The sequence below is a fragment of the Nonomuraea sp. NPDC001636 genome (assembly GCF_040298265.1).
Lineage (GTDB): Bacteria > Actinomycetota > Actinomycetes > Streptosporangiales > Streptosporangiaceae > Nonomuraea.
The window spans coordinates 15,145-40,063 of record NZ_JBEOZT010000016.1; the positions used below are offsets into that span (position 1 = coordinate 15,145).

The window sequence follows — 24,919 nt, forward strand, 5'->3', positions numbered from 1 at the left end:
ATTCTAGTGATCACCCTCGGGCCGGGACCAGATCGTTGAGGAACTCCTCGACGAGCTCCGCGAACTGGCGCGGGTACTGGAACAGGAACCCGTGCCCGGCGTCGGAGAAGATCCGCAGCCTGGCGTTCGGCAGATGGTGGGCGAGCACCTGCGAGTTGATCGTCGGGATCATCGGGTCGTTGTCGCCCGCGGCGACCAGCGTGGGCTGGGTGATCCCGGCCAGGCGGGCGAGCCGGCTCGGATCCGGGATGCCCCACTCGACGATCGCGTCGTACTGGGCGCGGGCCACGTCGGGGCCGTTGGCCTTGTCGGGGTTCTCGGTCCTGCTGTAGACCCGCTGGGCGTACTGCACGCCGAGGGCGCGACTGCTCTCGGTGACGCCGAAGAAGATGTGCAACAGATCGTCGAGCTCAGCCTCGTTCTTGTTCGCGGCGCGCTCGATGTCGAGCGTCCAGCCGTGCATCTGGCGTCCGCCTCTGGGGCCGGTTCCCGCCAGCACGATCCGCCTGACGCCGCGCGGCCTGAGCAGGGCGATCTCCTGGGCGACCATGCCGCCGAGCGAGAAGCCGAGCAGGTCGACCCTGGCGAGGCCGAGCGCGTCGAGGAAGGCGATGGCGTCCCTGGCCATCTGCGTCACCGTGGCGGGCACCTCGCCGCTGGAGCTTCCGACCCCGGCGTTGTCGAGCAGGATGACCTCTCGTCCGGCGGCGAGGGTGTCGACGAGGATCGGATCCCAGTTGTCGAGGGTGCCGCGGAAGTGCTGGAGGAAGACCAGCGGCGGAGCGCCCGAGCCGATGAGGCCGAAGCGGCGGTAGGCGTACGTCACGCCGTTGGCGGCGGTGACGTCGAGGATGGGCGCGGTGAGCTGCGTAGGTGTGGTCATGATGAGTCCGTCCTTACCGGGGAAGTCCGTCGCCGTGCTGCTCCGCGACCATGTAGGTCGCGTACCATTCCGGCCAGTTCTCGTCGTGGGCGCCGCCGTTGCGCGTCTCGTGCTCGCCGTGTGCCGCCGCCGCCCGCTTGAGCGCCTCGACCAGGTCACCCCGCGAGAGGTACGAGGTGGCGGCGGTGTCGACGCGGCCGGGGAGGCGGACCGTCACTTCCTGGAGCAGGAAGGTGTTGCCGTCCGGGTCGCGGAAGGTCGCGAAGGATCCGTAGCTGGCGCGGTCGGCGGCGGGACCGTCGGCCTGGCCGTCCGCGATCTGGCTGAACTGGGCTCCGGGAGCCTGCGGGTGGAAGATCTCGCCGACCTCGGCGCCGAGGGCCACGAGCTGGTCGCGGGCGGCGGCGAGGTCAGAGACCACCAGGTAGACGCCTTCGGCGGTGCCGGGCTTCTGACCGGTGATCAGCTTGCCGAACTGGATGGACGCCGGCGAGCCGGGAGGCGTCACCTGGACGACCCGGAAGCCGTTGTCGAAGGCGAGATCGGCGTCGAGCCGCCAGCCGAGCGCCTGGTAGAACCGCTTCGAGCGGTCGACGTCGGCGACCGGGATGACGACGGCTTCGAGCTTGAGGTCCGGTGTGCTGTTCATGGTTGTCACCTTTCGGGGTGGGCGCGGTTGAGGTCCCACCACTCAAGGACCAGGGAGGCGTAGGTTTTCGGGGCTTCTTCCCAGATGAAGTGGCCCGCGTCGACGACGGCGAGGCTGCTGTGGGGCAGCCGGGCGGCGAGGAACTCGGCGTGCGCGGGCGGGACGACCTGGTCCCGCTCGGGGGCGATGATCCGCACCGCGGTCGGGATGGACGGCAGCAGCTGCTCCAGGGCTCTGAGCTCTTCGGGGTAGGCGCGGACGTACCGCATCGACTCGGCGAAGCGGCGCCCGCCGTAGGAGGTGAGGTAGTCCTCGCGTACGTGGTCGGGGAGAGGCGTCGCCGGGAAGATGTTGTCCAGGGTCGCGGCCATGACGGCGTCGGCGTTCTGCTCGTACCAGGTGAGGTCGGGGTCCTTCACCCAGCCCGCGAGCGGCTCACCGAGTTCGAGGTCGGCGGAGGCGCCGCCGCTGCCGATGACGACGCTGTGGAAACGGTCGGGCCGCAGGGCCGCCGCGAACAGCGAAGCGCTGGTGCCGATGTCGGGGCCGACGACGTGCACCTTGTCCAGTCCGAGCGCGTCCAGGATCCGGTGCACGAACGCGCCCGCCGCACGAGGAACGAGCACGTCGGGACGGCCCTGCGACTGCCCGAACCCGGGCAGGTCCACGGCCACCAGGTGCGTGTCGGCCGCCAGGTCCGTCCAGGTCGGCTCGAAGGCGTACACGCTCTCGGGCCAGGGGCTGAGCAGCAGCGCGTGCGTGTCGCGCGGCTCGCTCTCCGCGTACCGGACGGTGAGCCCGTCCACGGTGACGGTCTTGGTCTTGATCGGTTTCATGCCCGCTCCTTCTCGGTCGTGCTGCAGTGCTGTCAGCCTCGTCCGGCGGCGGTGGCGTCGCACCAGGGACGACCCCTGGTCCGGGCCCGTGGGTGCCACGGGTGCGAATGCCCGGGATATCCGAGATGGTCGGAGCAGACGGACGACACGAGCGGAAGGTGAGAGACCATGGAATGCGATGTCGTGGTGATCGGCCTGGGACCCGGCGGCGAACACGCGGCCACGAGCCTGGCCAAGGCCGGACTGTCAGTGGTCGGCGTGGACGAACGCCTCGTCGGCGGCGAATGCCCCTACTACGGGTGCATCCCCACCAAGATGATGATCGCCGCCGCCGACCGCATCCGAACGGCACGCCACGCCGGCACGGCAGACGTCCGCCCCGACTGGAAGCCCGTCGCCGACCGCATCCGCGACGAGGCCACCGACGACTGGAACGACCAGGTCGCCGTCGACCGGCTCGTCGCCGCGGGCGCCCACTTCGCCCGAGGCCGAGGCCGGATCACCGCTCCCGGCACGGTCACCGTCACCGCCCCCGACGGCACGGCCACGTCCTACACGGCCCGGCGCGGCATCGTGCTCAACACCGGTACCACCCCGTCCGCCCCGCCCATCGCCGGCCTGGCCGACACCCCGTACTGGACCAACCGGGATGTGGTCCGGCTGACCGAGCTCCCCGCTTCTCTGGCGGTCATTGGCGGTGGCGCGATCGGCAGCGAGATCGCCCAAGCCCTCGCCGCCTTCGGCGTGAAGGTGACCGTCATCGAGACCGCCGACCGGATCCTCGCCGTCGAGGAGCCCGAGGCGTCGGCGGCCGTGGCGCAGGCCTTCGCCGAGGACGGCATCACCGTGCTCACCTCCGCACGCGCCGAACGGGTCGAGCACGACGACGACGGCTTCCGCGTTCACCTGGCCGATCGGGTGGTCACCACAGACCGGCTGCTGGTCGCGGCGGGACGCCGCAACAACCTCACCGGTCTGGGCCTGGAACACGTCGGCCTGGACCCGCAGGCCCGCGTGCTGGAGCCCGACGAGCGGATGCGGGTCGCCGACGGTGTGTGGGCCATCGGCGACATCACCGGCAAGGGCGCCTTCACCCACATGTCGATGTACCAGGCCGACCTCGTCATCCGCGATCTCACCGGCGCGGACGGCCCCTGGGCGGACTACCGCGCCGTCGGCCGCGTCACCTTCACCGCCCCCGAAGTCGGCTCCGTCGGACTGACCGAGGCCGCCGCCCGCGCCTGTGGCCTCGACGTCAAGACAGCCACCGGCGACCTCGGCACCCGAGGCTGGATCGCCGGCGAGTCAGGTCCCGTCAAGCTGGTCGCCGCGCAGGGCGTGCTGGTCGGCGGCACCGTCGTCGGCAGCACGGGCGGTGAGGTGCTCTCCGCGCTGGTGACCGCGATCCATGCCCGGGTCCCGCTCACCACTCTGGCCGACATGCACTTCGCCTACCCCACCTTCCACCGCGCCCTCCAACCCGTCCTGCGCGCCCTGCTCTGAGCTACGGCCACAGGCCGTCCATGATGAGGTCCAAAAGCCGCCCGGCCGGGTCGCGCTGTTCCGGTTCGCCGGAGGCCGGCGCGATCCCGGTGAGTGCGGCGAGCATGCCGGCCGCGCTGATGTCCACCCGGATGCCCCGGATCGGGCCTGGTCACCGAGTACGGCTCCTGGCGTGGACCGAGTTGGTCAGGGTCCCGATCGCCGGCGGCCATCCTCCTTCTCGCCCGCTCCCGCGTCGGCGAGACCCTGCGCTGGCGCCGTTCGACGGTGCGGGCGCTGAGGTACGGCTCGGCGCCGATCTCCGCGTCGATGCGGCCGGCCTGTCCCTGCTCCTGGCTCATCCGACTCGGACGTGGGTACACCTGCCGTGGAATCACGGTACGCGAGTCAGTGACACCCATATGCCCGTGCGATCGCACCTTCGCGGAGATGGTCGCCTACCAGAAAGAGATCGACCGATGGCCGTCAGCAACCTTGTTCTCATCGCCGGGGCCGGCGATGTCGGCCGCACGGTCCTGGACCATCTGCGCACGCAGGACGTGCCGGTGCGCGCAATGGTTCACCGGGACAATGACCGTGCTGCGGACCTGCGTGCGCGGGGCGCGGAGGTGGTCGTCGGCGATCTGACCCGGCCGGAGAGCGTCGCCGCCGCGCTGGAAGGAGCCGGGCGGATGTACTTCGCGATGCCCGTCTCGCCGGACCACCTGCTGGCGGCGACCGTGGTGGCCACCGTGGCCAAGGAGTACGGCGAGCTGGTGGGCCTGGTCGACATGTCGCAGATGACGGTGTCGCAGATGACTGCCACCAGCACTGCCGAGTCGCACCAGCAGCGGCTGCACTGGCTGGCGGAACAGGTGTTCGACTGGTCCGGCCTGCCGGTGGTGCACATCCGGCCGACGTCGTTCCTGGACAATCCGCTGTTCACCACACTGGCGGCCCGATCGATCCGGGAGAACGGAACGATCGCGCTGCCGTTCGGCACCGGGCGCACGTCGCCGATCGCCGTGGACGACGTCGCCCGGGTGGTCGCCACCATACTGCGCGACCCCGTTCCGCACGTGGGGCGCGTCTACGAGCTGACCGGGCCGCGCACCGTCGACATGACGGAGATGGCCGAGGCGTTCTCGCGCGCCTTGGGACGTACCGTGTCCTACCTCGACGTGCCCCTGGACCGATGGCGGGCCGAGGTCCTTGCCAAGGCGGGCCTGCCGCCGCACACCGAGGAGCACATCGCCACCATGGCCCGGCTGCACCGCGAGAACCGCTACGACCGCGCCTCCGACGACGTCGAGCGGGTGACCGGCGCGAAGGCCGGGACGATCGAGGCGTTCGTGGCCGCTCGCCGGGACTTCTACCTGGGCTGAACCGCTCCGGCCGGCGGCCCGCCGACCCGGCCGCGGCGGCTGGCCGCCTCCAGGCCGTTCTTGGTCTTGCGGACGATGTCGCCTGGCGCAGCAGGTCCTCGTAAGTCGCCGCAGCCCAGTCCGGTGTCTCGTTCATGGCTCTCACATCGCCACCCACTGCTTCGCCACGCTGATCAAATCTTGTCGTCCTCGGCTGGCATCAGGCAGACGAGCGCGATCGGCAAGGCGCTGGCGCGCGGGGTCGGGCTGCGCCGCCAGCGCTGCGAGGACCTGGTCGGCCTGAAGGTGGTGCTCACCGTCGGCGAGCTGGAACTGCGGCATCCCTGCGCGCCCGCGCTACCGGCCGGGCCTTGGAGACCTCGGTGATGCGGCTGATGACGATCAGTAACGATCGCATGGCAGAGATACACCCGTTCTGCCTGGACACTTCTACGGTCCTGCACGCCCTACGCCCAAACGACGGACGTCTAGGCCTTCGAGAGGCTGAGGGCAGAAATTGGCGGTAGCGACCTGCTGCTTCTTCGCCTGTCAGTGATCCGCGATGGCCCGGACTCCACAGCTCCGGCCAGCCGCCACTCAGTTGGTCAATGGGTACGGCGGCGGGGTGCTAGGACCTCGGTGACCTTGGCGATGGCTTCGGCGCCGGGTTGGAGTTCCGTCGTACTGGTGGCACCCGTAGATGCGATCACCCTCTAGCTTACCTAGCGCTCGGTAAGTAAGCTCGCGGACATCTTTCCGAAGGGATGCCGATGTCTGATCAACTCCAGGGCCGTACGGCGGTCGTCACCGGCGGGGCCAGCGGCATCGGGGCCGCTCTCTGCGCGGAACTCGCATCACGCGGCATGGCGGTCGTCGTGGCCGACATCGACGGCACGGGCGCGAGACGCGTCGCCGCCGAACTGGGCGGGCCCGCGCTCGGCGTACGCGCCGACGTCACCGACCCCGAGTCGGCCGAAGCTCTCGCGCGGGCCGCCTACGCCGAGTTCGGCTCGGTCGAACTGCTGTGCAACAACGCGGGCGTGCTGTTGTTCGGCACGATCGCCGACTCCTCGGTCGGCGACTGGCGATGGCTGTCCTCGGTCAACGTCGAGGGCCTGCTCAACTGCCTGCACGCCTTCCTGCCGAGGATGCGGGGCCAGGGCGGGTGGCGGCACGTGATGAACACCGCCTCCACCCACGCCTTCCTGCCCGACCCGGGCTTCACCGGCCTCTACAGCGCCACCAAGCACGCCATCGTCGGGCTGTCCCACGGCCTGCGGGCCGAGCTGGAGCCCGACGGCATCGGCGTCACCGTCTTATGCCCCGGCCAGGTCGACACCCGCATCCTCGACTCCCAGCGCAACCGCCCGGATGCCTTCGGCCGGCGGGCGGCCGAGCCGTTCGGCACCGGTCCCGTTCCGATGGCCATCGAACCGACACAGGTCGCCCGCGAGGCTGTCGAGGGCGTCCTGCGCGGCGCCCCGCTGGTCTTCTCCCTCCCTCCGCACGGCCGCGACGCCTTCCACTCCCAGGTGGGAGAGCTGTGGCAGCTCACGGACGACGCGCTGCGGCACGATGCCCCGCGCTAGGGAAATACTGCCCTCCTCGCTGAGACGGCTCTTTCTCACCGTGCCCTTCGTCGCCGCCGCCGCGCCCCTGGCCTACGCCACCTCCGGTTACTTCCTGCCGATCCAGGTCCAAGCCATGGGCAATGAGGCCAAGGTCGGGAACCTGGCGCTCATCAACACCCTGAGCGCCTGCGCGGCGATGGTCGCCCAGCCCGTCATCGGTCTGCTGTCCGACCGGACCCGCACCCGCTTCGGCGCCCGGGCGCCGTGGATGGTCACAGGCGCGGCCCTCGGCTCCGCCGCGCTGCTGCTGGCGGGCCAGGCGAGAACCGTGGCCCTGCTGATCGCAGCGATGATGCTGGTCCAGTTCGGCTTCAACGCCTTTCAGGGCCCGCTGGCGGCGATCATGCCGGATCGGGTGCCCACCCGGCTGCGCGGCCGCTACTCCACGCTGATCGGGCTCGGCCAGGTTCTCGGGGCGACCCTCGGGCCGGTCCTCGCCTCCCTGTTCCTCAGTCGCATCCCTATCGGCTACGCCACCTTCGCAGTCGTCGTCCTGGTGGTCATCCTGCTGTTCGTCGTACTGAACCGCGACCCCGGCAACCGGGAGCAGGTCCGGCCGACCTTCTCCGCGACGGCCTTGCTCAAGGCGTTCTGGGTCGACCCCGTACGCCACCCCGACTTCTTCTGGGCGTTCCTGGGCCGCATCCTCATCTTCGGCGGCTACTACATGACCCTCACCTACAGCTTCTACATCGCCCAGGACTACCTCGGCCTCGATGCCGAGGAGGCCGCCAGGCTGACGCCTCTGCTCGGCCTGGCGGGCGTGCCCGGCTTCCTGGTCGCGATCGCCGTGTCCGGACCGCTGTCGGACCGCATGGGCAGGCGTAAGCCGCTCACCCTGGCCGGCGGGCTGGTCATCTCCCTGTCGGCGATCGTCCCGCTGCTGATGCCGACCGTGACCGGCATGCTCGTCTCGGCCGTCGTGGCGACCATCGGTTTCGGCGTCTTCGTCTCCGTCGACCAGGCCCTGGTCTCGGAGGTGCTGCCCAGCCGTGACGATTTCGCCAAGGACCTGGGTGTGCTCAACCTGGCCGCGACCCTGCCCAACACGGTGGCACCCGCCGCCGCCGGCGCCGTCGTGTCGGCGTTCGGCGGGTACGGCCCGCTGTACGGAGCGGTGGCGATCATCACGCTACTGGGCGCGCTGGCGGTCCTGGCGATCAAGGGGGTGAGTTAGGGTCGGCGAATGGCCAGGACACGTGGCGCCGAGCGCGCCGGGGCAGCCCGGCGCGTCAAGATTTTGAACGTCGCCCTCGAACTCTTCGCGGCCCGCGGCTACCGGGGCACCTCGATCGCGGCCGTCGCCGAGGCGGCCGGGATCACCCAGCCCGGCCTGCTGCACCACTTCCCCAGTAAGGAGGCGCTGCTCGCCGAGGTGCTGGCCGAGCGCGACCGGCAGGTCCTGCTGGCCGCCGGCAGCGACCGCGCGGCAGAGGGGCCCAACCTGGTGCGCGCCCTGGAGATCGTGCGCGACATGCTCGTCCAGGCCCGCCGTAGCCGCGGGCTCACCCGGCTGGGGCACCTCGGGGCGTCCGGCTCCGACGAGGTGCCCGAGCTGGCGTGGGAGTGGGCCAGGCGGCGTGTCCACACCTATCGCACGGACCTGGCCGCGGTGATCGCGCAGGACATCGCCGCCGGTCGGGTGCGCGCCGACGCCGACCCTCCGGCGATCGCGTCGCTCATCATCGCCGCGATCACCGGGCTGGAGGAGCAGTGGCTGCTGGATGAGTCCTTCGACATGCCTGCGGCGATGGACGCCTTCACCCGGATACTCTGCCGCGATCTCCTGCTCGACGGCTGATCGCGTGGGCGAGCGCGAGATCGGCCGGAGGCGCCGGCCCTCGTAGGAGGTCGGGCCGTACCGTCTGGACGTCTGCGAGGGCCGTGCGGTCGGCATGCCCGCCATCCAGCGGCCGCCCTACGCATGCGCCCACGCCAGCCGCCTCTGTGGCGACCGCCACAAAACTGTCCGATCGGTCAGCCCCTGACCGATCGGTCAGGTACGGTTGCACATATGGCACGCAACAGTTCCGGCTTCCGCAGGGAGATCCTCGAAACGGCCTCCCGGCTCTTCGCCGCGACCAGCTTCAAGGCCACCTCCCTGCAGGACATCGCCCGCGAGGTCGGCTGCTCCAAGGCGGCCTTGCTCTACCACTTCGACGGCAAGGACGCGATCCTCACCGAGATGCTGACCCCCGCGGTGGAGGCGCTCGCCGAGCTCGACACGCGGCTGGCCGGCCTGGCAGGCGACGACGCCGTTCTCCCGGCCGTCGAGGGGTTCGTGGACCTCATGCTCCGATTCCGATCCGCCGTCAAGATCATCTATGACGACATCCCGGAGATGCTCCGCCACCCGGCACTGGCCGGGGTGCCGGACAAGACGGACCGGCTGATCGACGCGTTCGCCGGACGCTCCGCCGATCCCGAGGCTCGGGTGGCCGCGCTGATGGTGCTCGGGTCCGTACCCGTGGTCGGCGCGAGCCCGGTCCCGCTGCCGGACGAGGAGCTGCGTGCCGTACTCGTCCGGTGCGCGCTGCGCACCCTTGACCGCGATCCCACCCGCTCCTGAGAAGGATTCCTCTCCCATGGCCACACTGCTCTACCGGCTCGGCCGCGCGTCCTTCCGCCACCGGCGGATCGTGCTCGCCCTGTGGATCGCCGTACTGGCGGCCCTCGGCGCGTCGGCCGCGGCGTTCAACGGGCCGACCACCGGTGACTTCACCATGCCGGGAACCGAGTCCCAGCGCGCCCTCGACGCGCTGGCCAAGCAGTTCCCGCAGGCCGTGGGCGCCACCGGCACGATCGTGGTCGCCGCCCCCGAGGGGCAGGCGCTCGCCTCGACCGGCAACCGGGCCACCGTGCAGGCACTCACCAAGGAGGCTGCCGCGCTGCCGGGCGTGGTGGCGGCCCTCGACCCCTTCCAGACCGGCGCCGTCTCCCAGGACGGCCGCTACGCCCTGGTGCAGGTGCAGTTCGCCGAGCCCCGTGACAAGCTGACCGACGCGCAGCGCACCGCGTACGAGAACAGCGGGAAGAGCGCGCGGGCGGCCGGGCTGCGGGTGGAACACGGCGGCGAGGTGACGGGACCGGGATCCGAGATCGGCGGAACCGAGGGCCTGGGCGTCGCCGTGGCAGCCGTGGTTCTCATCATCACCTTCGGCTCACTCGTGGCGGCCGGGATGACCCTGCTCACCGCGCTCATCGGCGTCGGCGCGGGAATGGCAGGGCTCTTCGCCCTGAGCAGCGCCGTCGAGTTGACCAGCACCGCCCCGGTCCTCGCCCTCATGCTCGGCCTGGCCGTCGGCATCGACTACTCACTGTTCATCACCTCACGTCACCGGCAGAACCTCCGCGACGGACTCGCCCCGCAGGACGCCGCCGCCCGAGCCGTCGGCACCGCCGGCTCCGCCGTCGTCTTCGCGGGAGCCACGGTGGTGATCGCCCTCGCCGGCCTGACCGTGGTCGGCATCCCGTTCCTCAGCGTGATGGGCCTGGCCGCGTCGGCCACCGTGGCCGTCGCCGTTCTCGTCGCCATCACCCTCCAGCCCGCCCTGCTCGGCTTCGCCGGCCTCCGGCTGCTGCCCCGCAAGCAACGCGGGACCGGGCACGACCCCGCCGCGACGCGCCCCGGTCTCGGGTTCCGCTGGGCGTACGTCGTGACACGCCGGCGGGTGCCCTTCATCGTGGCGGGGGTGCTTCTCCTGGGCGGCCTTGCCGTTCCGGCCGCGCAGATGCGCCTGGCCCTGCCCGACTCCGGCACAGCGGCGGAGGGCACGCCGGGCCGCCGGGCCTACGACCTCATCAGCGAGGGCTTCGGCCCCGGCTTCAACGGCCGCCTGGCCGCCGTCGTCACCGGCGACTCCACGGAGGACACGACGAGCGCCGCGAAGCGGGCCGCCACCGCGATCCAGGCCACCAAGGGTGTCCTCGCCGTCACCCCGCCGCAGCTCAACGCGTCGGGCACGACCGCCCTGCTGGCCGTCATCCCCGCCACGGGTCCCACCGACGAGGCCACCGAGACGCTCGTCCACGACATCCGCGCCAAGGTCGGGAAGATCGGCAACGTCGCACTGACCGGCCAGACCGCGATCGGCATCGACGTCTCCGCGAAGCTGGCCGACGCGCTGCCCGTCTACCTGCTGCTCGTCGTCGGCCTGTCGGTGTTGCTGCTGATGCTGGTCTTCCGTTCCGTCCTGGTCCCGGTCAAGGCCGCACTCGGATTCCTGCTCACCGTGGGCGCCACATTCGGCATCACCGTCGCGGTGTTCCAGCAGGGCCGACTGAGCGATCTCTTCGGCATCGACACTCCAGGACCCCTGGTCAGCTTCCTGCCCATTCTGCTGATCGGCATCCTGTTCGGCCTCGCCATGGACTATCAGGTGTTCCTGGTCTCCCGGATGCGCGAAGACTTCGTGCACGGCGACACCGCACGCCAGGCGACGATCTCCGGAATGGGACACGGGTCCCGCGTCGTCACCGCCGCCGCCCTGATCATGATCTCGGTCTTCGGCGGCTTCGTGTTCATGAATGACCCGATCATCAAATCGATCGGCTTCGCCCTGGCGCTCGGCGTGGCCGTCGACGCTTTCGTGGTCCGGATGACGATCGTCCCGGCCGTGATGTCGCTGCTGGACGCGTACGCCTGGTGGATGCCCCGCCGGCTGGCGCGTTTCCTGCCCAACGTCGACATCGAAGGCGAACGACTGCGCGAACACCTCGCCGACCACAGCGGATCCGCGCCAACCCTGCCCGCCCCGCACACGGCACCATGAAGCAAAGAGCGGAGAGCCGGCTTGCCGTAATTCATCTCGACGACGGATTGAAAACGAGGTCATGATTGTTTGAGTAAACCGAAATGTGGGTTCGTGGCTCCTCGGCGCGTTTTCGCTGCACGAAACACGGTCGATCTGCGGTGGTCGGCTGTTTCTCCCAGCACGGAAGGTGCGGCCGCTTGTCGGTCACGACGGTGCCGATGGAGGCGTCGATCCCAGCCGCGAGTAGATGCGTGGTGAACCGGAAAGACGTGTATCACGCTGATCCCGCTGGTCGCGTCCACGCCGCTTCGCGTGGACCCGCGCGACGACGGCCTCGGCGAGCCCCCATCCCCGGCCACCGTTCCGAACGCCAGGTGCCATCGGCGGCGACCCCCACGGGCTGACCGGCCACTCATCGGCAGCCCTGTCCACCGCCCACGGCGTGTCCCGCTCGAAAACACGGTTTCGTGCTGTGAGCTGGGGTTTTGCTGCGCAACCAGGGCCGTGGCTGTAACCATCGCAAGGTGTTGTTAACCCTTGTCTACCGGTTGGTGAGATGCCTGTTCGGCCTGCTGGCAGAGCTGGTCCGTTCTGATCTGTCCAAGGACGCTGAGCTGCTGGTGCTCCGTCACGAGAACCAGGTGCTCCGTCGTCAGCTCGGCGGCCGGTCGCAGTGGGGGGTCACGCCGACCGGCTCTGGCTGGCGGCGTTGTCGCGGCTGATCCCCCGCCGCCGGTGGGCGGAGGTGTTCCCGGTCACCCCGGCGACGATCCTGCGTTGGCACCGTAGCCTCGTGGCGCGTAAGTGGACCTTCACCGACAGGCGGCGCCCGGGACGGCCCGGCACCCGCCAGCCGGTCAAGGCACTGATTACTCGGATGGCGCGGGAGAACCCGACCTGGGGACATCGGAGAATTCAAGGCGAATTGGCTCGGCTGGGCTACCGGATCGCGGCCTCCACGGTGTGGGAGATCCTCCACGCCGCAGGTATCGATCCGGCGCCCCGCCGGGCCGGGCCGACCTGGCGGCAATTCCTGACCGCCCAAGCCCACGCGATCATCGCCTGCGACTTCCTGGTTGTCGAGACGATGCTGCTCAAGCGGCTGTATGTGCTGGTCTTCATCGAGCACGGCACCCGGAAAGTGCACCTGGCCGGAGTAACCGCGCACCCGACCGGAGCATGGACGATGCAGCAAGCCCGCAACCTGGCGATGGAGCTGGGCAATCGCATCGCTGAACTCCGGTTTTTGATCCACGATCGCGATCCGCTCTTCACCGCCGCCTTCAGCGCGGTCTTCACAGCTGAAGGACTGCAGGTCATCACCACGCTGCCCAGGACTCCTCGGATGAACGCCGTCTGCGACCGGGTCATCGGCACCCTGCGCCGCGAACTCCTGGACCGCATCTTGATCCTCGATGAACGCCCCCTGGCTCTCGTGCTCCAGGAGTATCTGATCCATTACAACGGGCACCGGCCGCACCAGTCACGGCAACAGCGTCCCCCGGACATCGCAACGCAGCCCTCCCCCAACGTGATTGACCTCAACGACCTTCGATCCATCCGCCGAAAACCCGTCGCCACAGGCACGATCAACGAATACCACCGCGCCGCGTAACCGCAGCTCAAGCCACGAAACTCAATATTCGAGCGGCACAGGATCAGGCGACGCGACAGCGCCTGTCCAAGTCCGAGGCGATCAGCACGCAAGAGGCTGCTGAGGGCTGGATCCAGTCCATTGAGCGGCTGGCCAAGAGCGGTATCGATCCCAAAGCGGCCACTTCCACCCTCCAGGAGTACGGCGAGGGGGTGATGCCCCTGGCGGTGCGCGGCCTGGAGCCCAAGACTCTCGCTCCGTACATGTCCGGATGGCGCAAGCGCGTGGTCCCCGCTCTCGGACACCTGGGCGTACGGATGATCACCAACGGCCTTGTCGACCGGGTCGTGCACGGATGGATCGCGGACGAATGCAGCCGATCCACGGTGAAGAACAGCCTGGCCATCCTGGTCCGCGTCATGGAGCAGGCCGTCCGGGACGGCATCATCGACCGCAACCCTGCTCGCGTGACGGGCTGGCAGCACGAGTACAAGCGGGCCGAGGACGAGCTGGACGACCCGCGAACGCTGGCGCTGCCCAACCGGGCGGCACTGGAACGGCTGGCACAGGGACTTGTGGAACGCTCCAGAGACAAGTACCAGGGCTGGGGAGACATCGTCATCTTCGCGGCATACACGGCCGCACGCATCGGCGAGGTCTCCGGTGTCCGGTGTCCGGTGTCCGGGTCGGCGACATCGACACCCGAACCTGGACCTGGACGGTGCGCCGGCAGACCACCCCGAGTCCGGGCGGGCTGGCCGACAAGGGAACCAAGGGCAAACGGGCCCGCAAAGTGCCGATCATCGCCGAGATTCGCGGCCTGGTCGCCAACCGGCTCGCAGCCGTCGACACTGACGATCCTGAGGCTCGGCTGTTCACCGGGCCACGGGGTGGTCGCATCAGCACCGCGGTCCTCCGCGACGCGACGCACTGGGACGAGGTCGTCACCCAGCTCGGCTACGAACACCTTCGCCGTCACGATCTCCGCCATACGGGACTGACGTGGATGGCCGACGCCGGGGTTCCCGTCCATGTCCTTCGGAAGATTGCCGGCCACGGATCTCTGACGACTACACAGCGCTATCTCCACCCAGATCTCAGCGCCATCGCCGAGGCCGGAAATGCGCTCAGCGCGCACATGGCGGGGACGTGGTCCCCAAGTGGTCCACAGCTGCGAGTTGCCTAGGAGATCACCGGTCAAGATCGAGACATGAGAAAAGGCCGATTGACCTGGGCTTATGCCCAAGTCGATCGGCCTTTCGCAACCGTCGGGACGACAGGATTTGAACCTGCGACCCCTTGACCCCCAGTCAAGTGCGCTACCAAGCTGCGCTACGTCCCGGTTGTGTCGGCCGCCCCCTGCGGGGCGGGACGTCATAACCTTAGCGCACATCGGAGGTAGGCGCGTACACGGAAAGCGGGAGCGGAGGGCGTGGTGGGGCGGAGGCCGAGCGTTGATCGGGCGGAGCTGGCGCGGCTGGTGGCCGGCGGGATGAGCGTGCAGGAGCTGGCCGCTCATTTCGGGGTGTCCGAGTCGGGGGTGCTCCAGGCCAAGCGGGCCGCCGGGCTGGCCAAGCCGATGCTCGACCACAGTGCCGCCGTACCGTGGAAGCTGGCGCGCGTGCACGCGCAGTCAGGGCCGGCCACCAATCTGCGGAACCTGTCGGCGGCGGCGCAGGGGAAGCCGCCGGCGGCGGAGCGGTTGAACACGGCGCTGCGGTGGGCGCAGCGGCTCGTGGACGCGGGGCTCGACGTCCGGTACGACGCGGCTGAGGGGTTCAGTGAGGTTCCGGCGTCACCTGCGGGCTCGCACGTCGCGACGGTGCTGGAGGCCGCCAGGAAAGGGCTTGCAGCTCACTGAGTACGCGAGTTTCGACGCCCTTGATCGTGGGCAGTCGCAGGTCTCATTACAGAGACCGGAGGCGAACATCAATGACCACCTTGATCTGGGTGGCCGTCGTCGTGGTCGCGGTGGTGGCGCTCGCCGCAGTGGGCTATGTCGTGCTACAGCAGCAACGCCGCAGCCGTCTCCGCGAACGTTTCGGCCCTGAGTACGAGCGTACGGTGGCCGAGAGTGACAACCGGCGTGAGGCCGAGCGGGAGCTCATCGCCCGCGAGCAGCGCCATTCCGAGCTCGACATCCGGCCGCTGCCGGAGGAGACGCGCGACGCGTACGCCAACCGGTGGACCGAGGTCCAGGAGCGATTCGTCGACGCCCCCGGGTTCGCGGTGACCGAGGCGGACCAGCTCGTCACCTCGGTGATGGCGGACCGCGGCTACCCCACGGACGACTTCGAGCAGCGGCTGTCCGATCTGTCGGTCGGGCACGCGGCAACTCTCGACCACTACAGGAAGGCCCACGAGATCAGCGGGCGGGCGGCCAGGAAGGAAGCCTCGACCGAGGAGCTCCGGCAGGCCATGGTTCATTACCGCGCGTTGTTCGAGGAACTGCTGCACGAGACCACGCGAGGGCGGTGAACGTAGATGAGCAGCAGCAGGAGAAGTGAGGACGAGCTCAAGGTGCCGTCGCAGCGGTCGGACGAGGCCGCCAGGGACGACGAGCACAGGGATCTCACCGACGGGACCGGCGGCCGTTACGACGACACCACCGGGCGGCACGACGGCGGCTACCCGGACGACGCCGGTCACACCCCGGCGAGCCACGGGTACGCCTCAGCGGTCCCCGACCGGGACCATGACGACGAGTCGTCCTACAAGGACCCCTACGCGAGCACCGGCGACCTGCCGGCCGAGCCGCACCGCGAGACCCCTCTGGAGCGCGCTGCCGACCACCGCTCCCCCGACCCCGACCCGGCTCACGCCGGCCTCCCCGCCGACGTCCGGACCGACGTCCCCACCGGCGAGACGTCCGGACACGACACCTCCCCGGACGTGCTGTCCGGACCCGGGGCACGCCACGGCGACCGGTCCGACGACGTGCTGGTGCACAGCGACCGGCCCGACGATGTGCTGGTCCACGACGGCCGTTCCCAGGACGAACTGGCCCAGGACGAACTGGCCCAGGACGAACTGGCCCAGGACGGGCGAGCCCAGGACGGGCGAGCCCAGGACGACGTCCTGGTTCACGGCGAGCGGGATGACGACGACCTGACCCCTGCTGGAGCGGCCCGCGACGGGCTGACGACTGACGGGGATCTCAACGACGGCGAGCTCGGCGAGGGCAGGCGGCCGGTCGAGGGGGCTCCTCTTGACGGGGCGCCCGTCCAGGGAACGCCCGTCGAGGGCGCTCCGGTCGATGACGTTCCCTCGCACGCGGCCCCTCAGGAGGTCGCCCTGTTCGACCAGGACCCGGCCGAGGTGCAGGCCCGCTGGCGGGACGTCCAGGCGTCCTTCGTGGACGACCCCGCCGAGGCGATCCAGCGCGCGGACGGCCTGGTCGGCGAGGTGGTGGAGTCGCTGACCAACTCCCTCACCAGCCGTACCGGCGCTCTGCGCGAACGCTGGAAGGACGTCGACTCCCCCGACACCGAGGACCTGCGTCAGGCGTTCCGCGACTACCGCAACGTCCTGGAGCGGCTGCTCGCGCTGTCCACGCACAATCTGTCCGCTGAGACGAGGAGGTGATCGGCATGCTCGCAGTCGTCGCAGCGATCATCTTCGGGTTGGGCTTCCTGCTCGACCTCGTGGGCGTGAAGATCGGCGGGATCTCCGGCATGACGTTCGTCCTGCTGGGGCTGACCTTGCTGGCCCTGCATCAGGCAGGCGTCGGCACGGCGAGCATCCGCGGCGGCTCCGGCCACTGGCGCGGCCGCACCCGCCGCTGAGCAGCCGCTGAGCAGCCGCTGAGCGCGCGGTCAGGGTGGGAGGCCGACCGGCCTCCCACCCGAAACACCCCAAAGAACTAAATAGTGCTAAATATCCAGAAAAACCGAGGCGCGCCCGCGGCCAGGACGAGGCGAAGAAGAGTCGAGGCGAAGAAGAGTCGACGTCGAGATCGACGAAGAACGGGCCCAGCGCACCCGGGGCGGCCGCCGAAGCCGCAGGCTTCCCCAAGGGTCACCCCTTACCGGGGAACCTCATGATCACGGTGCTCCCCCCGCTCCCCACCCGCAACGTGAAATCAGAGGACAACAGCCGCGCCACCCACAACCCCATCCCCCCCACCGCCCCCGGCAGCGGCCCCGGCTTCCAGAAGCCCTCGTCGTGCACCTCGACCACCAGGTCCCCGCTGATCACCCAGGTCCTCATGGCCGCCCGGTCGGCCCCGTGCGTGACCGCGTTCGTCGCCACCTCGTTGACCGCGATGACGAAGTCGCCGACCGCCTCCTCGGGCATCCCCACAGCGCGGGCCTCGTCCTCGGCGAACTGCCGGACCTCCGGCAGGTCCGGCAGGCGGAAGCGCAGTTCCTTCACGGGCACGCCGGGTGGCGGGCTCGTGTAGCCCGACTGAGGCTCGACGTCCTCGTTCACCCGGCGACTCGCCTTTCTCTCAGCAGCCGGCCAGCGGCTAACCGACCAGCAGCTCACTGCGGAGCTGGTCGAGTACCTTACGGAGAATCCGTGAGACGTGCATCTGCGAGATGCCGAACTCGGCGGCGATCTCGGCCTGCGTCATGTTGCCGAAGAAGCGCAGCAGCAGGATGTGCTTCTCGCGGCTGGGCAGCGCGTCGATGAGCGGCTTGACGGCCTCGCGGTCGACCATGGTGCTCAGCGTGTCGTCGTCCTCGGGGATGACGTCGCCGAGCGAGGCCGCGTCGTCGTCGGTGCCGAGCGGCGCGTCGAGCGACAGCGTGCTGTACGCGGCCGAGGCGTCGAGGGTGAGCAGGACGTCCTCCTCCGAGATGTTCATCTTCGCGGCCAGCTCGGCCACGGTCGGGGACCTGCCGAGGTCCTGGCTGAGGTCGGCGACGAGCCGGTTGAGCTCGGACCGTCGCTCCTGGTAGAGCCGCGGGACCCGGATGGCCCAGGTGCGGTCGCGGAAGTGCCGCTTGACCTCACCGGTCATCGTGACGACCGCGTAGCCCCTGAAGGCGTGGCCGAGGGTCGGGTCGAAGCCGTTGACGGCCTTCATCAGGCCGACGTACGCGGCCTGGAGGAGGTCCTCCAGAGGTTCGCCCCGGTAACGGTAACGCCTGGCGATTTCCATGGCCAGCGGCCGGTGCATCTCCACGATGCGCTCGCGCAGCCGTTCCCTGTGGCTGTCGGGTGTGTCTTCCCTGACCATCTCAGCCAGGAGTTCTTCCGCGGTCATCTCCTCGAGGACGTACTCCTGCACAGCCATCGCTGCTCCTCATATGGGTCGCAGGGCGGCCTCCGCCAGCAGAAAAAGCCCAGGCAGAGGCACGCCTCGCTCTACTCTCGAGACGGAAGCCCTCTGCTGGACTTCGGTCCCAGTCTCCCCCCTGCCGCGGGAAGTATTCCTCGGTCGCGTGGTGACAGTAGGGTTGCTTCGTGACAATGCCCGAAAACGGCGAGGGGCCCGTGGCCGCCCTGAGCCTGACGTCATCGCCCGTCGGCGGGATCACCGTCGTCAAGGTCGACGGTGTGCTCGACGCCACGACGCGTGAGCAGTTCGCCGACTACCTGTCGCTGGCCGGAGCCGACCTGATACTCGATCTGGCCGGGGTGACGTTCATGGATTCGCGGGCACTCGGGCTGATCGTCCATCACTGGCAGACGAGCCTTGCCTCAAGTGCGAAGTTCGCGCTGGTCGGCGTGGAGTACTCCAAGTCGAAGGTGATGTGGATCACCGGGCTGGCCCAGCGCCTGCCCCTGTACGACACGCTCGACGACGCCCTGGCCGCCATCGGCTGAGGTCCTATGAGCGACGCGTCGACTTGCGCTGGTGCTCCTCCACCAGGAGCCTGGCCAGATCGGCCACCTTGACCTGATGGTGCTGCGAGATCCTGCGCAGCTCCTCGAAGGCGGCCTCGGCCGTGCATCCGCTGGTCTGCATGATGATGCCCTTGGCCTGGTCGATGACCGACCGGCCGGCCAGGGCCTCCTGGAGCTGGGCGGCATCGGTGCGCACCTCCTCGAACTCCCACATGTTCGCCATGGCCACCCCGACCTGCTCGGTCAGCATGTCGGCCAGCGAGTGGGCGGCCTGCGGGGAGAAGGCACCCGGGCGCACGGAGTAGAGTCCGACGATGAGCTGCGCCGGCGCCACCTCGATGGGCACGATCAGTACCGAACGCACCCCCCAGCGGGTCGCCAGTGCGTTGTAGCGGGGCCAGCGGCTGTCGCTCAGCACGTCGCTCACGCTCGCGCGGGCGCCGCTCTGGCGGGCCTCCAGGGACGGTCCCTCGCCGAGTTCGCGTTCGCCCTCGACCAGCATGATCAGCTCGCTGTGCGAGCCGGAGACCAGCACCCGCTGGTCGCGCCAGTGTTCGGCCGAGCCGCCCGAGCACCCGGGCACACCGGCCGCCAGCGCCGTGGTCAGGCCGCGCAACACGCTCTCCGTGGAGGTGTCCTCACCCAGTCGCCCCAGCGCCGCCAGGTCTCGGGCGAGCCCGGGAGTGATCATCGCGGTCGATTCCATAGCAAGAAGCCCCTACCCCTTATGGCTACCGTTATCCCCGGTGGCGTAGCGTCAAAGGATGACCATGCCGGACCTCGAACACGCTCTGGACGCGCTGGCGGGACGCGTGTCGTCCTTGCGTGAGGCGAGGACCGCCTACCCTACCGACCTCGCGCCCACGCTCGACGCGGCCCTGGCCGAACTGGACACCGCCGCCGAGCTGCTCGCCGAGGCGCGCGAGGCGCTGCGCAAGGCGCCCAAGCGCGCCGCGAGCAAGAAGGACGGCACCCAGCGGGAGCTGAAGCTGCTGCGCCAGGTGTTCCGGGCCTTCCCGGTGCCGGTGATCGTGCTCGACGGCGGCGGGGTGGTCCGGCGGATCAACCCGGAGACCTCGCGGGTGCTCGGCAGCCCCGACGGCTACCTGGTCGGGCGGTCGTTCCCGCTGCTGGTCGACGTCTCCAGGCGGGCGGCGTTCCGCTCGCACCTGAACTCGGTGCTGCAGACCGGGCAGCCGTCGGCGTTCGAGACGCGGCTGGCGCACCAGGGGCGGACGCACACCGTGCAGCTCGCGCTGACGCGGGTGACGATGCCGGGCGAGCCGCAGCAGATGGTGGCGGCCGTGGCGCTGCCCACCGAGGTGCAGCTGCCCGAGCCCGGGGCGCGGCGGCCCGAGCAGTCCGACGGGGCGCTGCTGCTGGCCGCGTCCAAACGACAGGACCTGCTGGCCAGGGTCGGCGGGCTGCTGCTGGACGAGGAGGCGCTGCTGCGCCCGGTGGCGCTGCCGCGGACCACGCGCCTGCTGGCGGCCGAGTGGGCCGACTGGGTGATCGCGGACCTGGTGCGCGACGGGCTGCCGCGGCGTTCGGTGGTGGTGGCGCCGAAGAACCATCCGCTGGGCGACCTGGTGCGGCTGGTGGAGTCGGCCGACCCGGCCGGCAGCCAGGTGGTGATGCAGGTGCTGGAGCGCGGCTCGGGCGTGGTGCACGAGATGGTCGACGACGAGTCGCTGCTCGGCTTCACCGCCGACGGGCCGCTGCTGACCGCGATGGGCGCCGGCTCGCTGCTGTCGGTGCCGATCGGGCAGTCCGACGGGGTGCTGACGCTGGTGCGCACGCACGACCGGCCGCCGTTCTCGCTGGCCGACCTCGGTGTGCTGCAGGACGTGGGGATGCAGCTCGGCCTGGCCGTCCGCGCCCAGTCGAGCTTCCAGAGCCGTTCGCGGGCCGCCGACGCGCTGTCGGCCAGCGTGGCCCCGCGCAACCTGCCCGACGTGCCCGGCTACGAGGCGTCGGCGGTCTACCATCCGGGCGCGTCGGTGGGTGCGGAGTTCTACGACGTGTTCCCGGTCGCGGGCGGCTGGGGGTTCGCCCTGGGGGGCGCGGCGGGCAAGGGCGAGGAGGCGGCCTCGGTCAGCGCCATGGTGCGCGGCGGGCTGCGGGTGCTCAGCACCTGGGAGTCCCATCCCGACCTGGTGATGCGCAAGGTCAACGAGGCTCTGGTGGCGCAGGGCACGGGCATGTTCGTGATGGCCGTGGTGGGGTTCGTCAAGGGCCGGACGATCCAGCTCTCCTCGGCCGGTCACCATCCGGCGGCGCTGCTGCAGCCCGACGGCAACGTGCGCTTCGCGGCGGGCGGCGGCGTGCCGATGGGCATCTCCCCCGAGGCCGAGACGGGCGTGCAGGAGCTGACCGTCTCCGTCGGGGAGACGCTGGTGCTCTACTCCGAGGGCCTGATCTCCTCCAGGAACGACGCCGGCGAGCCGTACGGCGAGGAGCGGCTGGCCGACGTGCTGGGCCGTTGCGCGGGCCAGTCTCCGGCCACCGTGGTCAAGGCCGTGGAGGCCGACCGGCACGCCTTCTCAGGCGGCCAGGTGTGGGACGAGATCGTCGTCCTGGCCCTCAAGGGTGTCTGATCTGCGGGGGTTTGCGATCCGGCTAAACATGGGTATTGTCTTTCCGTAGAACAACGTGCCTAAGACGCAGGCACACCTTGAAGGCTTTTCCACGCTGAGGTGTGCCATGAATATTGCGATCGTCGCGTCCGCCAAGGGAAACCAGCGCCACCGTATCCTCTCCGTAGCGCGCGAGCTGGGCCGCGAACACCACGTCACCATCTACTCCCGCCGTGACGACGCCGAGGGCAAGCCCAAGACGCGGGTGGCCCCGGGAGTCACTCTGGAGCAGATCGACGTGGGCCCGGCCAAGGACCTCACGCCCGAGGACGTCGTGCCGTACCTGAACGACGTGGGCGAGCACCTCATGAAGCGCTGGAACCAGGAGCGCCCGGACGTGATCCACGCCCACTCGTGGACCGGGGGGCTCGCCGCCGTGGCGGGCGCCAAGGGGTTGGACGTGCCGGTCATGCAGACCTTCCACACCGTGGACGCCGCGCACCAGAAGCTGGAGCGGGCGCTCGGACGCCGGGCCAAGGCGGTCATCGCCGGCTCGGGCGACGAGGAGTCGGCGTTGATCAGGCTGGGCGTGCCGCGCGGGAACATCGCGATCGTGCCGCACGGGGTGGACACCGAGCGTTTCCAGCGGCGCGGGGCGATCGCCACCAAGGGCGCCCGCAAGCGGCTGCTGCACGTCGGCCCGCTGTCCCCCGAGCGCGGGGCGTACACGGCGGTGCGGGCGTTGCAGGGGCTGACGGACGTCGAGCTGGTCATCGCCGGCGGCCCCGAGCCCGAGGAACTGGACGACGACAGGGACGCGCGCCGGTTGCGCGCCCTGGCCGAGCAGCTCGGCGTCGCCGACCGGGTGACGCTGCTGGGGCAGGTCAAGCGGGCCTCGGTGCCGAAGCTGATGCGCAGCGCGGACGCCGTGGTGTCGGTGCCGCGCGAGGCCGCGACGGGCGTCGTCGCGCTGGAGGCCATGGCCTGCGGCGTGCCGGTGATCGCCTCGGCCGTGGGCGCCCACCTCGACTCCGTGATCGACGGCGTGACCGGCCTGCTGGTCCCGCCGGACCGGCCGGCGCGCACCGCGCGGCTGGCCCGCGAGATCCTGTGCGACCCGACGCTGCGCACCGCGCTCGGGTACGCCGGCGCCGACCGGGCGCGCTCGCGCTACTCCTGGGAGCGCGTGAGCCAGGAACTGGTCCGCGTCTACGAGTCGGCCTGCGCCTGACGGAATCCGCGCGGGAGGCGGGCGGCGGAAGCCGTCCGCCTCCCGCCGTTCCCAGGCATGACCGCCTCGTTCTTCAAGGAGCTGCTGCGCAGGGCCGGCCGTGCTGGAGGCGCTGCGCTCGGGTGGCGGGGCCGAGACGCTGAGCCGGGAGCACCTGTCGGCGGCGCTGGAGGAGATGATGCGCGGCCGGGAGGAGCTGACCAGGGCGATGCTGGGCGGCGCCCAACCTGTCCGGAAGGGGCCCTTGTTACCAGAGTGAGATCTTTGCTTCGATGGTCCGCATGGCTACTCGCGGTTCGAAGCGGGCGGCGGTGGCGGCGCTGATCACGGCCCTCGCCCTGCCCCAGAGCGCACAGGCGGAGACGTCGAGGTGGGGCGCGCCCGTCCTCGTCGAGAACTTCGACGGCTCCACGGTCGACACGGGCAGGTGGATGGTCTACCACTCGCCGGACGCGGCCCGTAACCCCCGTACCGGCCGGGCCGCCACGGTCGCGGACGGGATGCTGCGCCTGAAGGGCGGCCGCTACGGCGGCAAGGACCTGTCCGGCGGCGTGGCCACCCGGCTCACCCAGCGCTACGGCAGGTGGGAGGTGCGGTTCAGGGCCGAGGCGGGCAACGGCTACACGCCGGTCGCGCTGCTGTGGCCCACCGCCCAGAGCGAGGGCGACGGTTACGCCGAGGTCGACTTCGCCGAGATCGTGGACCCGCGCCGGCAGGGCGGCGGCATCTTCGTGCACGGCGGGCGCGGCCGGGCGCAACGGCAGCTGCGGGCCGACTTCACCCGCTGGCACACCGCCGCCGTGGACTGGCTGCCCGGCCGGCTGACGTTCTGGCTGGACGGCAGGAAGGTGTGGGACTACCGCGGCCCGTACGTGCCCGACGGCGACCGCATGGGCCTGGCGCTGCAGAACGACGTGGTGTGCGAGCCGCGCTGCCGTGACTCCTCCACCCCCGCGACGGTGTCGATGTACGTGGACTGGGTGAAGGTCTACCGGCCGTCCTGAGGCAGCAGCCTGGCCGCCTTCAGCCCGAGGTGCACGGTCAGCCGGTCGTCGCCGTCGGACAGGTCCCGGTGCAGGAGGCGTTCGGCCTTGCCCAGGCGGTAGTAGAGGGTCTGGCGGTGGACGCCCAGCTCGGCGGCCGTCTTCTGGGCGTGGCCGCCGAGATCGAGGTAGACCTCCAGCGTCTGGGCCAGCTCGGCGTCGAGGGCGGCGGTCTCGGCGGCCAGCTCGCGCAGGTCGGCGCGGCCGAGGCGGGCCAGCAGGCGGTGCACGCCCAGGTCCTGCCAGCGGGCGATGGGGGCGTGCCGGGGGAAGTGCTCGGCGATGCGCAGCGCCTGGCGGGCCTCGCGCCAGCTCTGCCACGCCTCGGCCGGGTCGTTCCTGGGGGCGCCGATGCCGGCGGCGGTGCCGTACGCGCTCTGCAGGGTCTGGGCGACCTCTCCGGCCAGGTGGGCGGGGGCCAGCAGGGCGACGGGCGAGCCGGTGCGGGCCAGCACGCCGCGCGGGAGCGTCCAGAGGGCGGCCACGCGCTCGCTGGACTCGCGCACGGCGACCGCGGTGACCGGGCCGGGGACCTCGATGGAGGCCGCGGCGCGTTCCTCGGGGTCGGCGGAGAGCAGGGCGAGCAGGCCGCGGCCGAGGTCCTGGCGGCTCCTGGCCTCCTGGGCGAGCGCTGCGGCGGCCCTGGCGACCAGCGGCGCGACGCGGCGCAGCGCCTCGTCGGCGAGGCTGCCGGAGTCCAGCAGCCACAGGTAGCCGTAGGTGACCTCGCCGTGGCGCAGCGGCCAGCAGACCCGGGCCAGCACCTTGAGCTCGGCGTCGGCCGGGATCCTGACCGGGCCGCCGGCCCTGGCGATGCCGTAGCGTTCGAAGTAGTCGCGCACCTCGCCGGTGGCGCGCCGGCGCAGGATCGACTCCTGGCGGACCGTGTCGATGTCGCCGTGCTGGGCGCCGTAGGCGAGCAGCCGGAACGAGCGGTCCTCCAGCGTCGCGGACGCCCCGAGCGTGGCGGCGATCTCGTCGACGATTTCCTGAAGGTCGGACGTGTTGTGCATTTGTATGACAGCCTGCCACATCGATCGTTACGCGCGTTCATGGCCCCCTCTGACCTGGGTTTTCTAG

28 protein-coding genes and 1 tRNA gene are annotated in these 24,919 nt (G+C 70.4%); 20 read left to right on the plus strand and 9 right to left on the minus strand.

Features of this window, described 5'->3' with window-relative positions; genetic code table 11:
• Nucleotides 1-10: 10 nt before the first annotated feature.
• Genes ABT158_RS27440 through ABT158_RS27450 form a run of 3 tightly spaced genes read right to left on the minus strand, consistent with a single transcriptional unit; the run spans nt 11 to nt 2,368 of the window.
• Entirely contained in the window at nt 11-883 is an 873-nt protein-coding gene (locus ABT158_RS27440) for an alpha/beta fold hydrolase (protein ID WP_352358076.1), read from the minus strand.
• 13 nt (nt 884-896) lie between these two features.
• Nucleotides 897-1,532 (minus strand): VOC family protein, encoded by a 636-nt coding sequence (locus tag ABT158_RS27445; protein ID WP_352358078.1) that lies wholly within the window; start codon nt 1,530-1,532, stop codon nt 897-899.
• A 5-nt stretch (nt 1,533-1,537) separates the two neighbouring features.
• On the minus strand, nt 1,538-2,368 hold the full coding sequence (locus ABT158_RS27450; RefSeq protein WP_352358080.1) for an alpha/beta fold hydrolase: 831 nt from the start codon (nt 2,366-2,368) through the stop codon (nt 1,538-1,540).
• Between the two features lie 168 nt (nt 2,369-2,536).
• Between ABT158_RS27450 and ABT158_RS27455 the strand changes: the two genes are divergently transcribed.
• Entirely contained in the window at nt 2,537-3,871 is a 1,335-nt protein-coding gene (locus ABT158_RS27455) for a dihydrolipoyl dehydrogenase family protein (RefSeq protein ID WP_352358082.1), read from the plus strand.
• A gap of 1 nt (nt 3,872) precedes the next feature.
• On the opposite strand, the gene ABT158_RS27460 is transcribed toward ABT158_RS27455, so the two are convergent.
• Nucleotides 3,873-3,998 (minus strand): hypothetical protein, encoded by a 126-nt coding sequence (locus tag ABT158_RS27460; protein WP_352358084.1) that lies wholly within the window; start codon nt 3,996-3,998, stop codon nt 3,873-3,875.
• A gap of 331 nt (nt 3,999-4,329) precedes the next feature.
• Here ABT158_RS27460 and ABT158_RS27465 point away from each other — a divergent pair, with 331 nt between their 5' ends.
• The 10 genes from ABT158_RS27465 to ABT158_RS27510 all read left to right on the plus strand — a co-directional run bounded on the left by ABT158_RS27465 (nt 4,330) and on the right by ABT158_RS27510 (nt 14,379).
• On the plus strand, nt 4,330-5,235 hold the full coding sequence (locus ABT158_RS27465) for an NmrA family NAD(P)-binding protein (RefSeq protein WP_352358086.1): 906 nt from the start codon (nt 4,330-4,332) through the stop codon (nt 5,233-5,235).
• Nucleotides 5,236-5,415: 180 nt separating this feature from the next.
• Nucleotides 5,416-5,601, plus strand: a complete 186-nt coding sequence (locus tag ABT158_RS27470) for a hypothetical protein (RefSeq protein WP_352358088.1) — start codon at nt 5,416-5,418, stop codon at nt 5,599-5,601.
• Nucleotides 5,602-5,984: 383 nt separating this feature from the next.
• Entirely contained in the window at nt 5,985-6,803 is an 819-nt protein-coding gene (locus tag ABT158_RS27475) for an SDR family oxidoreductase (protein ID WP_352358090.1), read from the plus strand.
• 40 nt (nt 6,804-6,843) lie between these two features.
• Complete coding sequence (locus ABT158_RS27480; RefSeq protein ID WP_352358092.1) at nt 6,844-8,022, plus strand: MFS transporter; 1,179 nt, start codon at nt 6,844-6,846, stop codon at nt 8,020-8,022.
• A gap of 9 nt (nt 8,023-8,031) precedes the next feature.
• The gene (locus tag ABT158_RS27485) at nt 8,032-8,646 is read left to right on the plus strand and encodes a TetR/AcrR family transcriptional regulator (protein ID WP_352358094.1); all 615 of its coding nucleotides are present in this window, start codon (nt 8,032-8,034) and stop codon (nt 8,644-8,646) included.
• 213 nt (nt 8,647-8,859) lie between these two features.
• Nucleotides 8,860-9,414: a TetR/AcrR family transcriptional regulator gene (locus ABT158_RS27490; protein WP_352358096.1), complete on the plus strand. Its 555-nt coding sequence runs from the start codon at nt 8,860-8,862 to the stop codon at nt 9,412-9,414.
• Nucleotides 9,415-9,430: 16 nt separating this feature from the next.
• Nucleotides 9,431-11,617: an MMPL family transporter gene (locus ABT158_RS27495; RefSeq protein WP_352358098.1), complete on the plus strand. Its 2,187-nt coding sequence runs from the start codon at nt 9,431-9,433 to the stop codon at nt 11,615-11,617.
• 506 nt (nt 11,618-12,123) lie between these two features.
• Nucleotides 12,124-12,321 carry a hypothetical protein gene (locus ABT158_RS27500; RefSeq protein ID WP_352358100.1) on the plus strand — a complete coding sequence of 66 codons (198 nt, stop codon included), beginning with the start codon at nt 12,124-12,126 and terminating at the stop codon, nt 12,319-12,321.
• A gap of 71 nt (nt 12,322-12,392) precedes the next feature.
• Nucleotides 12,393-13,214, plus strand: coding sequence for an integrase core domain-containing protein (locus ABT158_RS27505; RefSeq protein WP_352358102.1), 822 nt, complete (start codon nt 12,393-12,395; stop codon nt 13,212-13,214).
• Between the two features lie 649 nt (nt 13,215-13,863).
• Entirely contained in the window at nt 13,864-14,379 is a 516-nt protein-coding gene (locus tag ABT158_RS27510) for a tyrosine-type recombinase/integrase (protein WP_352358104.1), read from the plus strand.
• An 82-nt stretch (nt 14,380-14,461) separates the two neighbouring features.
• Here the strand turns inward: ABT158_RS27510 and ABT158_RS27515 are convergent.
• A tRNA-Pro gene (locus tag ABT158_RS27515) sits at nt 14,462-14,535 on the minus strand.
• Between the two features lie 90 nt (nt 14,536-14,625).
• Here ABT158_RS27515 and ABT158_RS27520 point away from each other — a divergent pair.
• From ABT158_RS27520 to ABT158_RS27535, 4 genes are all read left to right on the plus strand, one after another.
• Nucleotides 14,626-15,054 carry a hypothetical protein gene (locus ABT158_RS27520; protein WP_352358106.1) on the plus strand — a complete coding sequence of 143 codons (429 nt, stop codon included), beginning with the start codon at nt 14,626-14,628 and terminating at the stop codon, nt 15,052-15,054.
• A 71-nt stretch (nt 15,055-15,125) separates the two neighbouring features.
• Nucleotides 15,126-15,671: a hypothetical protein gene (locus ABT158_RS27525; RefSeq protein WP_352358108.1), complete on the plus strand. Its 546-nt coding sequence runs from the start codon at nt 15,126-15,128 to the stop codon at nt 15,669-15,671.
• Nucleotides 15,672-15,677: 6 nt separating this feature from the next.
• Entirely contained in the window at nt 15,678-16,778 is a 1,101-nt protein-coding gene (locus ABT158_RS27530) for a hypothetical protein (RefSeq protein ID WP_352358109.1), read from the plus strand.
• A gap of 5 nt (nt 16,779-16,783) precedes the next feature.
• Nucleotides 16,784-16,978, plus strand: coding sequence for a hypothetical protein (locus ABT158_RS27535; protein WP_352358111.1), 195 nt, complete (start codon nt 16,784-16,786; stop codon nt 16,976-16,978).
• Between the two features lie 232 nt (nt 16,979-17,210).
• Here the strand turns inward: ABT158_RS27535 and ABT158_RS27540 are convergent, their stop codons facing one another.
• Both ABT158_RS27540 and ABT158_RS27545 read right to left on the minus strand, forming a co-directional pair.
• Entirely contained in the window at nt 17,211-17,624 is a 414-nt protein-coding gene (locus ABT158_RS27540; protein WP_352330973.1) for an ATP-binding protein, read from the minus strand.
• A 37-nt stretch (nt 17,625-17,661) separates the two neighbouring features.
• The gene (locus ABT158_RS27545) at nt 17,662-18,435 is read right to left on the minus strand and encodes a SigB/SigF/SigG family RNA polymerase sigma factor (protein ID WP_352330971.1); all 774 of its coding nucleotides are present in this window, start codon (nt 18,433-18,435) and stop codon (nt 17,662-17,664) included.
• Between the two features lie 176 nt (nt 18,436-18,611).
• Here ABT158_RS27545 and ABT158_RS27550 point away from each other — a divergent pair, with 176 nt between their 5' ends.
• Nucleotides 18,612-18,968 carry an STAS domain-containing protein gene (locus ABT158_RS27550; RefSeq protein WP_352358452.1) on the plus strand — a complete coding sequence of 119 codons (357 nt, stop codon included), beginning with the start codon at nt 18,612-18,614 and terminating at the stop codon, nt 18,966-18,968.
• A 4-nt stretch (nt 18,969-18,972) separates the two neighbouring features.
• Here ABT158_RS27550 and ABT158_RS27555 read toward each other — a convergent pair whose 3' ends face one another.
• On the minus strand, nt 18,973-19,695 hold the full coding sequence (locus ABT158_RS27555) for an ANTAR domain-containing response regulator (RefSeq protein WP_352358114.1): 723 nt from the start codon (nt 19,693-19,695) through the stop codon (nt 18,973-18,975).
• 58 nt (nt 19,696-19,753) lie between these two features.
• On the opposite strand from ABT158_RS27555, the gene ABT158_RS27560 reads away from it, so the two are divergent.
• From ABT158_RS27560 to ABT158_RS27575, 4 genes are all read left to right on the plus strand, one after another.
• Entirely contained in the window at nt 19,754-21,586 is a 1,833-nt protein-coding gene (locus tag ABT158_RS27560) for a SpoIIE family protein phosphatase (RefSeq protein ID WP_352358116.1), read from the plus strand.
• Between the two features lie 106 nt (nt 21,587-21,692).
• The gene (locus ABT158_RS27565; protein WP_352358118.1) at nt 21,693-22,796 is read left to right on the plus strand and encodes a glycosyltransferase; all 1,104 of its coding nucleotides are present in this window, start codon (nt 21,693-21,695) and stop codon (nt 22,794-22,796) included.
• A 100-nt stretch (nt 22,797-22,896) separates the two neighbouring features.
• Nucleotides 22,897-23,055: a hypothetical protein gene (locus ABT158_RS27570; RefSeq protein WP_352358120.1), complete on the plus strand. Its 159-nt coding sequence runs from the start codon at nt 22,897-22,899 to the stop codon at nt 23,053-23,055.
• Nucleotides 23,056-23,077: 22 nt separating this feature from the next.
• A complete protein-coding gene (locus tag ABT158_RS27575; protein WP_352358122.1) occupies nt 23,078-23,800 on the plus strand; it encodes a glycoside hydrolase family 16 protein in 723 nt (240 codons plus the stop codon).
• Here the strand turns inward: ABT158_RS27575 and ABT158_RS27580 are convergent.
• On the minus strand, nt 23,785-24,852 hold the full coding sequence (locus ABT158_RS27580) for a PucR family transcriptional regulator (protein WP_352358124.1): 1,068 nt from the start codon (nt 24,850-24,852) through the stop codon (nt 23,785-23,787). The two genes, ABT158_RS27575 and ABT158_RS27580, sit on opposite strands and share 16 nt — an antisense overlap.
• Between the last annotated feature and the right edge of the window lie 67 nt (nt 24,853-24,919).

What these genes read in the sequence shown, in the direction of transcription:
- ABT158_RS27440 (WP_352358076.1), bottom strand. Translation starts at nt 883, where the DNA reads ATGACCACACCTACGCAGCTCACCGCGCCCATCCTCGACGTCACCGCC.
- ABT158_RS27445 (WP_352358078.1), bottom strand. Translation starts at nt 1,532, where the DNA reads ATGAACAGCACACCGGACCTCAAGCTCGAAGCCGTCGTCATCCCGGTC.
- ABT158_RS27450 (WP_352358080.1), bottom strand. Translation starts at nt 2,368, where the DNA reads ATGAAACCGATCAAGACCAAGACCGTCACCGTGGACGGGCTCACCGTC.
- ABT158_RS27455 (WP_352358082.1), top strand. Translation starts at nt 2,537, where the DNA reads ATGGAATGCGATGTCGTGGTGATCGGCCTGGGACCCGGCGGCGAACAC.
- ABT158_RS27465 (WP_352358086.1), top strand. Translation starts at nt 4,330, where the DNA reads ATGGCCGTCAGCAACCTTGTTCTCATCGCCGGGGCCGGCGATGTCGGC.
- ABT158_RS27475 (WP_352358090.1), top strand. Translation starts at nt 5,985, where the DNA reads ATGTCTGATCAACTCCAGGGCCGTACGGCGGTCGTCACCGGCGGGGCC.
- ABT158_RS27485 (WP_352358094.1), top strand. Translation starts at nt 8,032, where the DNA reads ATGGCCAGGACACGTGGCGCCGAGCGCGCCGGGGCAGCCCGGCGCGTC.
- ABT158_RS27490 (WP_352358096.1), top strand. Translation starts at nt 8,860, where the DNA reads ATGGCACGCAACAGTTCCGGCTTCCGCAGGGAGATCCTCGAAACGGCC.
- ABT158_RS27495 (WP_352358098.1), top strand. Translation starts at nt 9,431, where the DNA reads ATGGCCACACTGCTCTACCGGCTCGGCCGCGCGTCCTTCCGCCACCGG.
- ABT158_RS27525 (WP_352358108.1), top strand. Translation starts at nt 15,126, where the DNA reads ATGACCACCTTGATCTGGGTGGCCGTCGTCGTGGTCGCGGTGGTGGCG.
- ABT158_RS27530 (WP_352358109.1), top strand. Translation starts at nt 15,678, where the DNA reads ATGAGCAGCAGCAGGAGAAGTGAGGACGAGCTCAAGGTGCCGTCGCAG.
- ABT158_RS27535 (WP_352358111.1), top strand. Translation starts at nt 16,784, where the DNA reads ATGCTCGCAGTCGTCGCAGCGATCATCTTCGGGTTGGGCTTCCTGCTC.
- ABT158_RS27545 (WP_352330971.1), bottom strand. Translation starts at nt 18,435, where the DNA reads ATGGCTGTGCAGGAGTACGTCCTCGAGGAGATGACCGCGGAAGAACTC.
- ABT158_RS27550 (WP_352358452.1), top strand. Translation starts at nt 18,612, where the DNA reads ATGCCCGAAAACGGCGAGGGGCCCGTGGCCGCCCTGAGCCTGACGTCA.
- ABT158_RS27555 (WP_352358114.1), bottom strand. Translation starts at nt 19,695, where the DNA reads ATGGAATCGACCGCGATGATCACTCCCGGGCTCGCCCGAGACCTGGCG.
- ABT158_RS27560 (WP_352358116.1), top strand. Translation starts at nt 19,754, where the DNA reads ATGACCATGCCGGACCTCGAACACGCTCTGGACGCGCTGGCGGGACGC.
- ABT158_RS27565 (WP_352358118.1), top strand. Translation starts at nt 21,693, where the DNA reads ATGAATATTGCGATCGTCGCGTCCGCCAAGGGAAACCAGCGCCACCGT.
- ABT158_RS27575 (WP_352358122.1), top strand. Translation starts at nt 23,078, where the DNA reads ATGGCTACTCGCGGTTCGAAGCGGGCGGCGGTGGCGGCGCTGATCACG.
- ABT158_RS27580 (WP_352358124.1), bottom strand. Translation starts at nt 24,852, where the DNA reads ATGCACAACACGTCCGACCTTCAGGAAATCGTCGACGAGATCGCCGCC.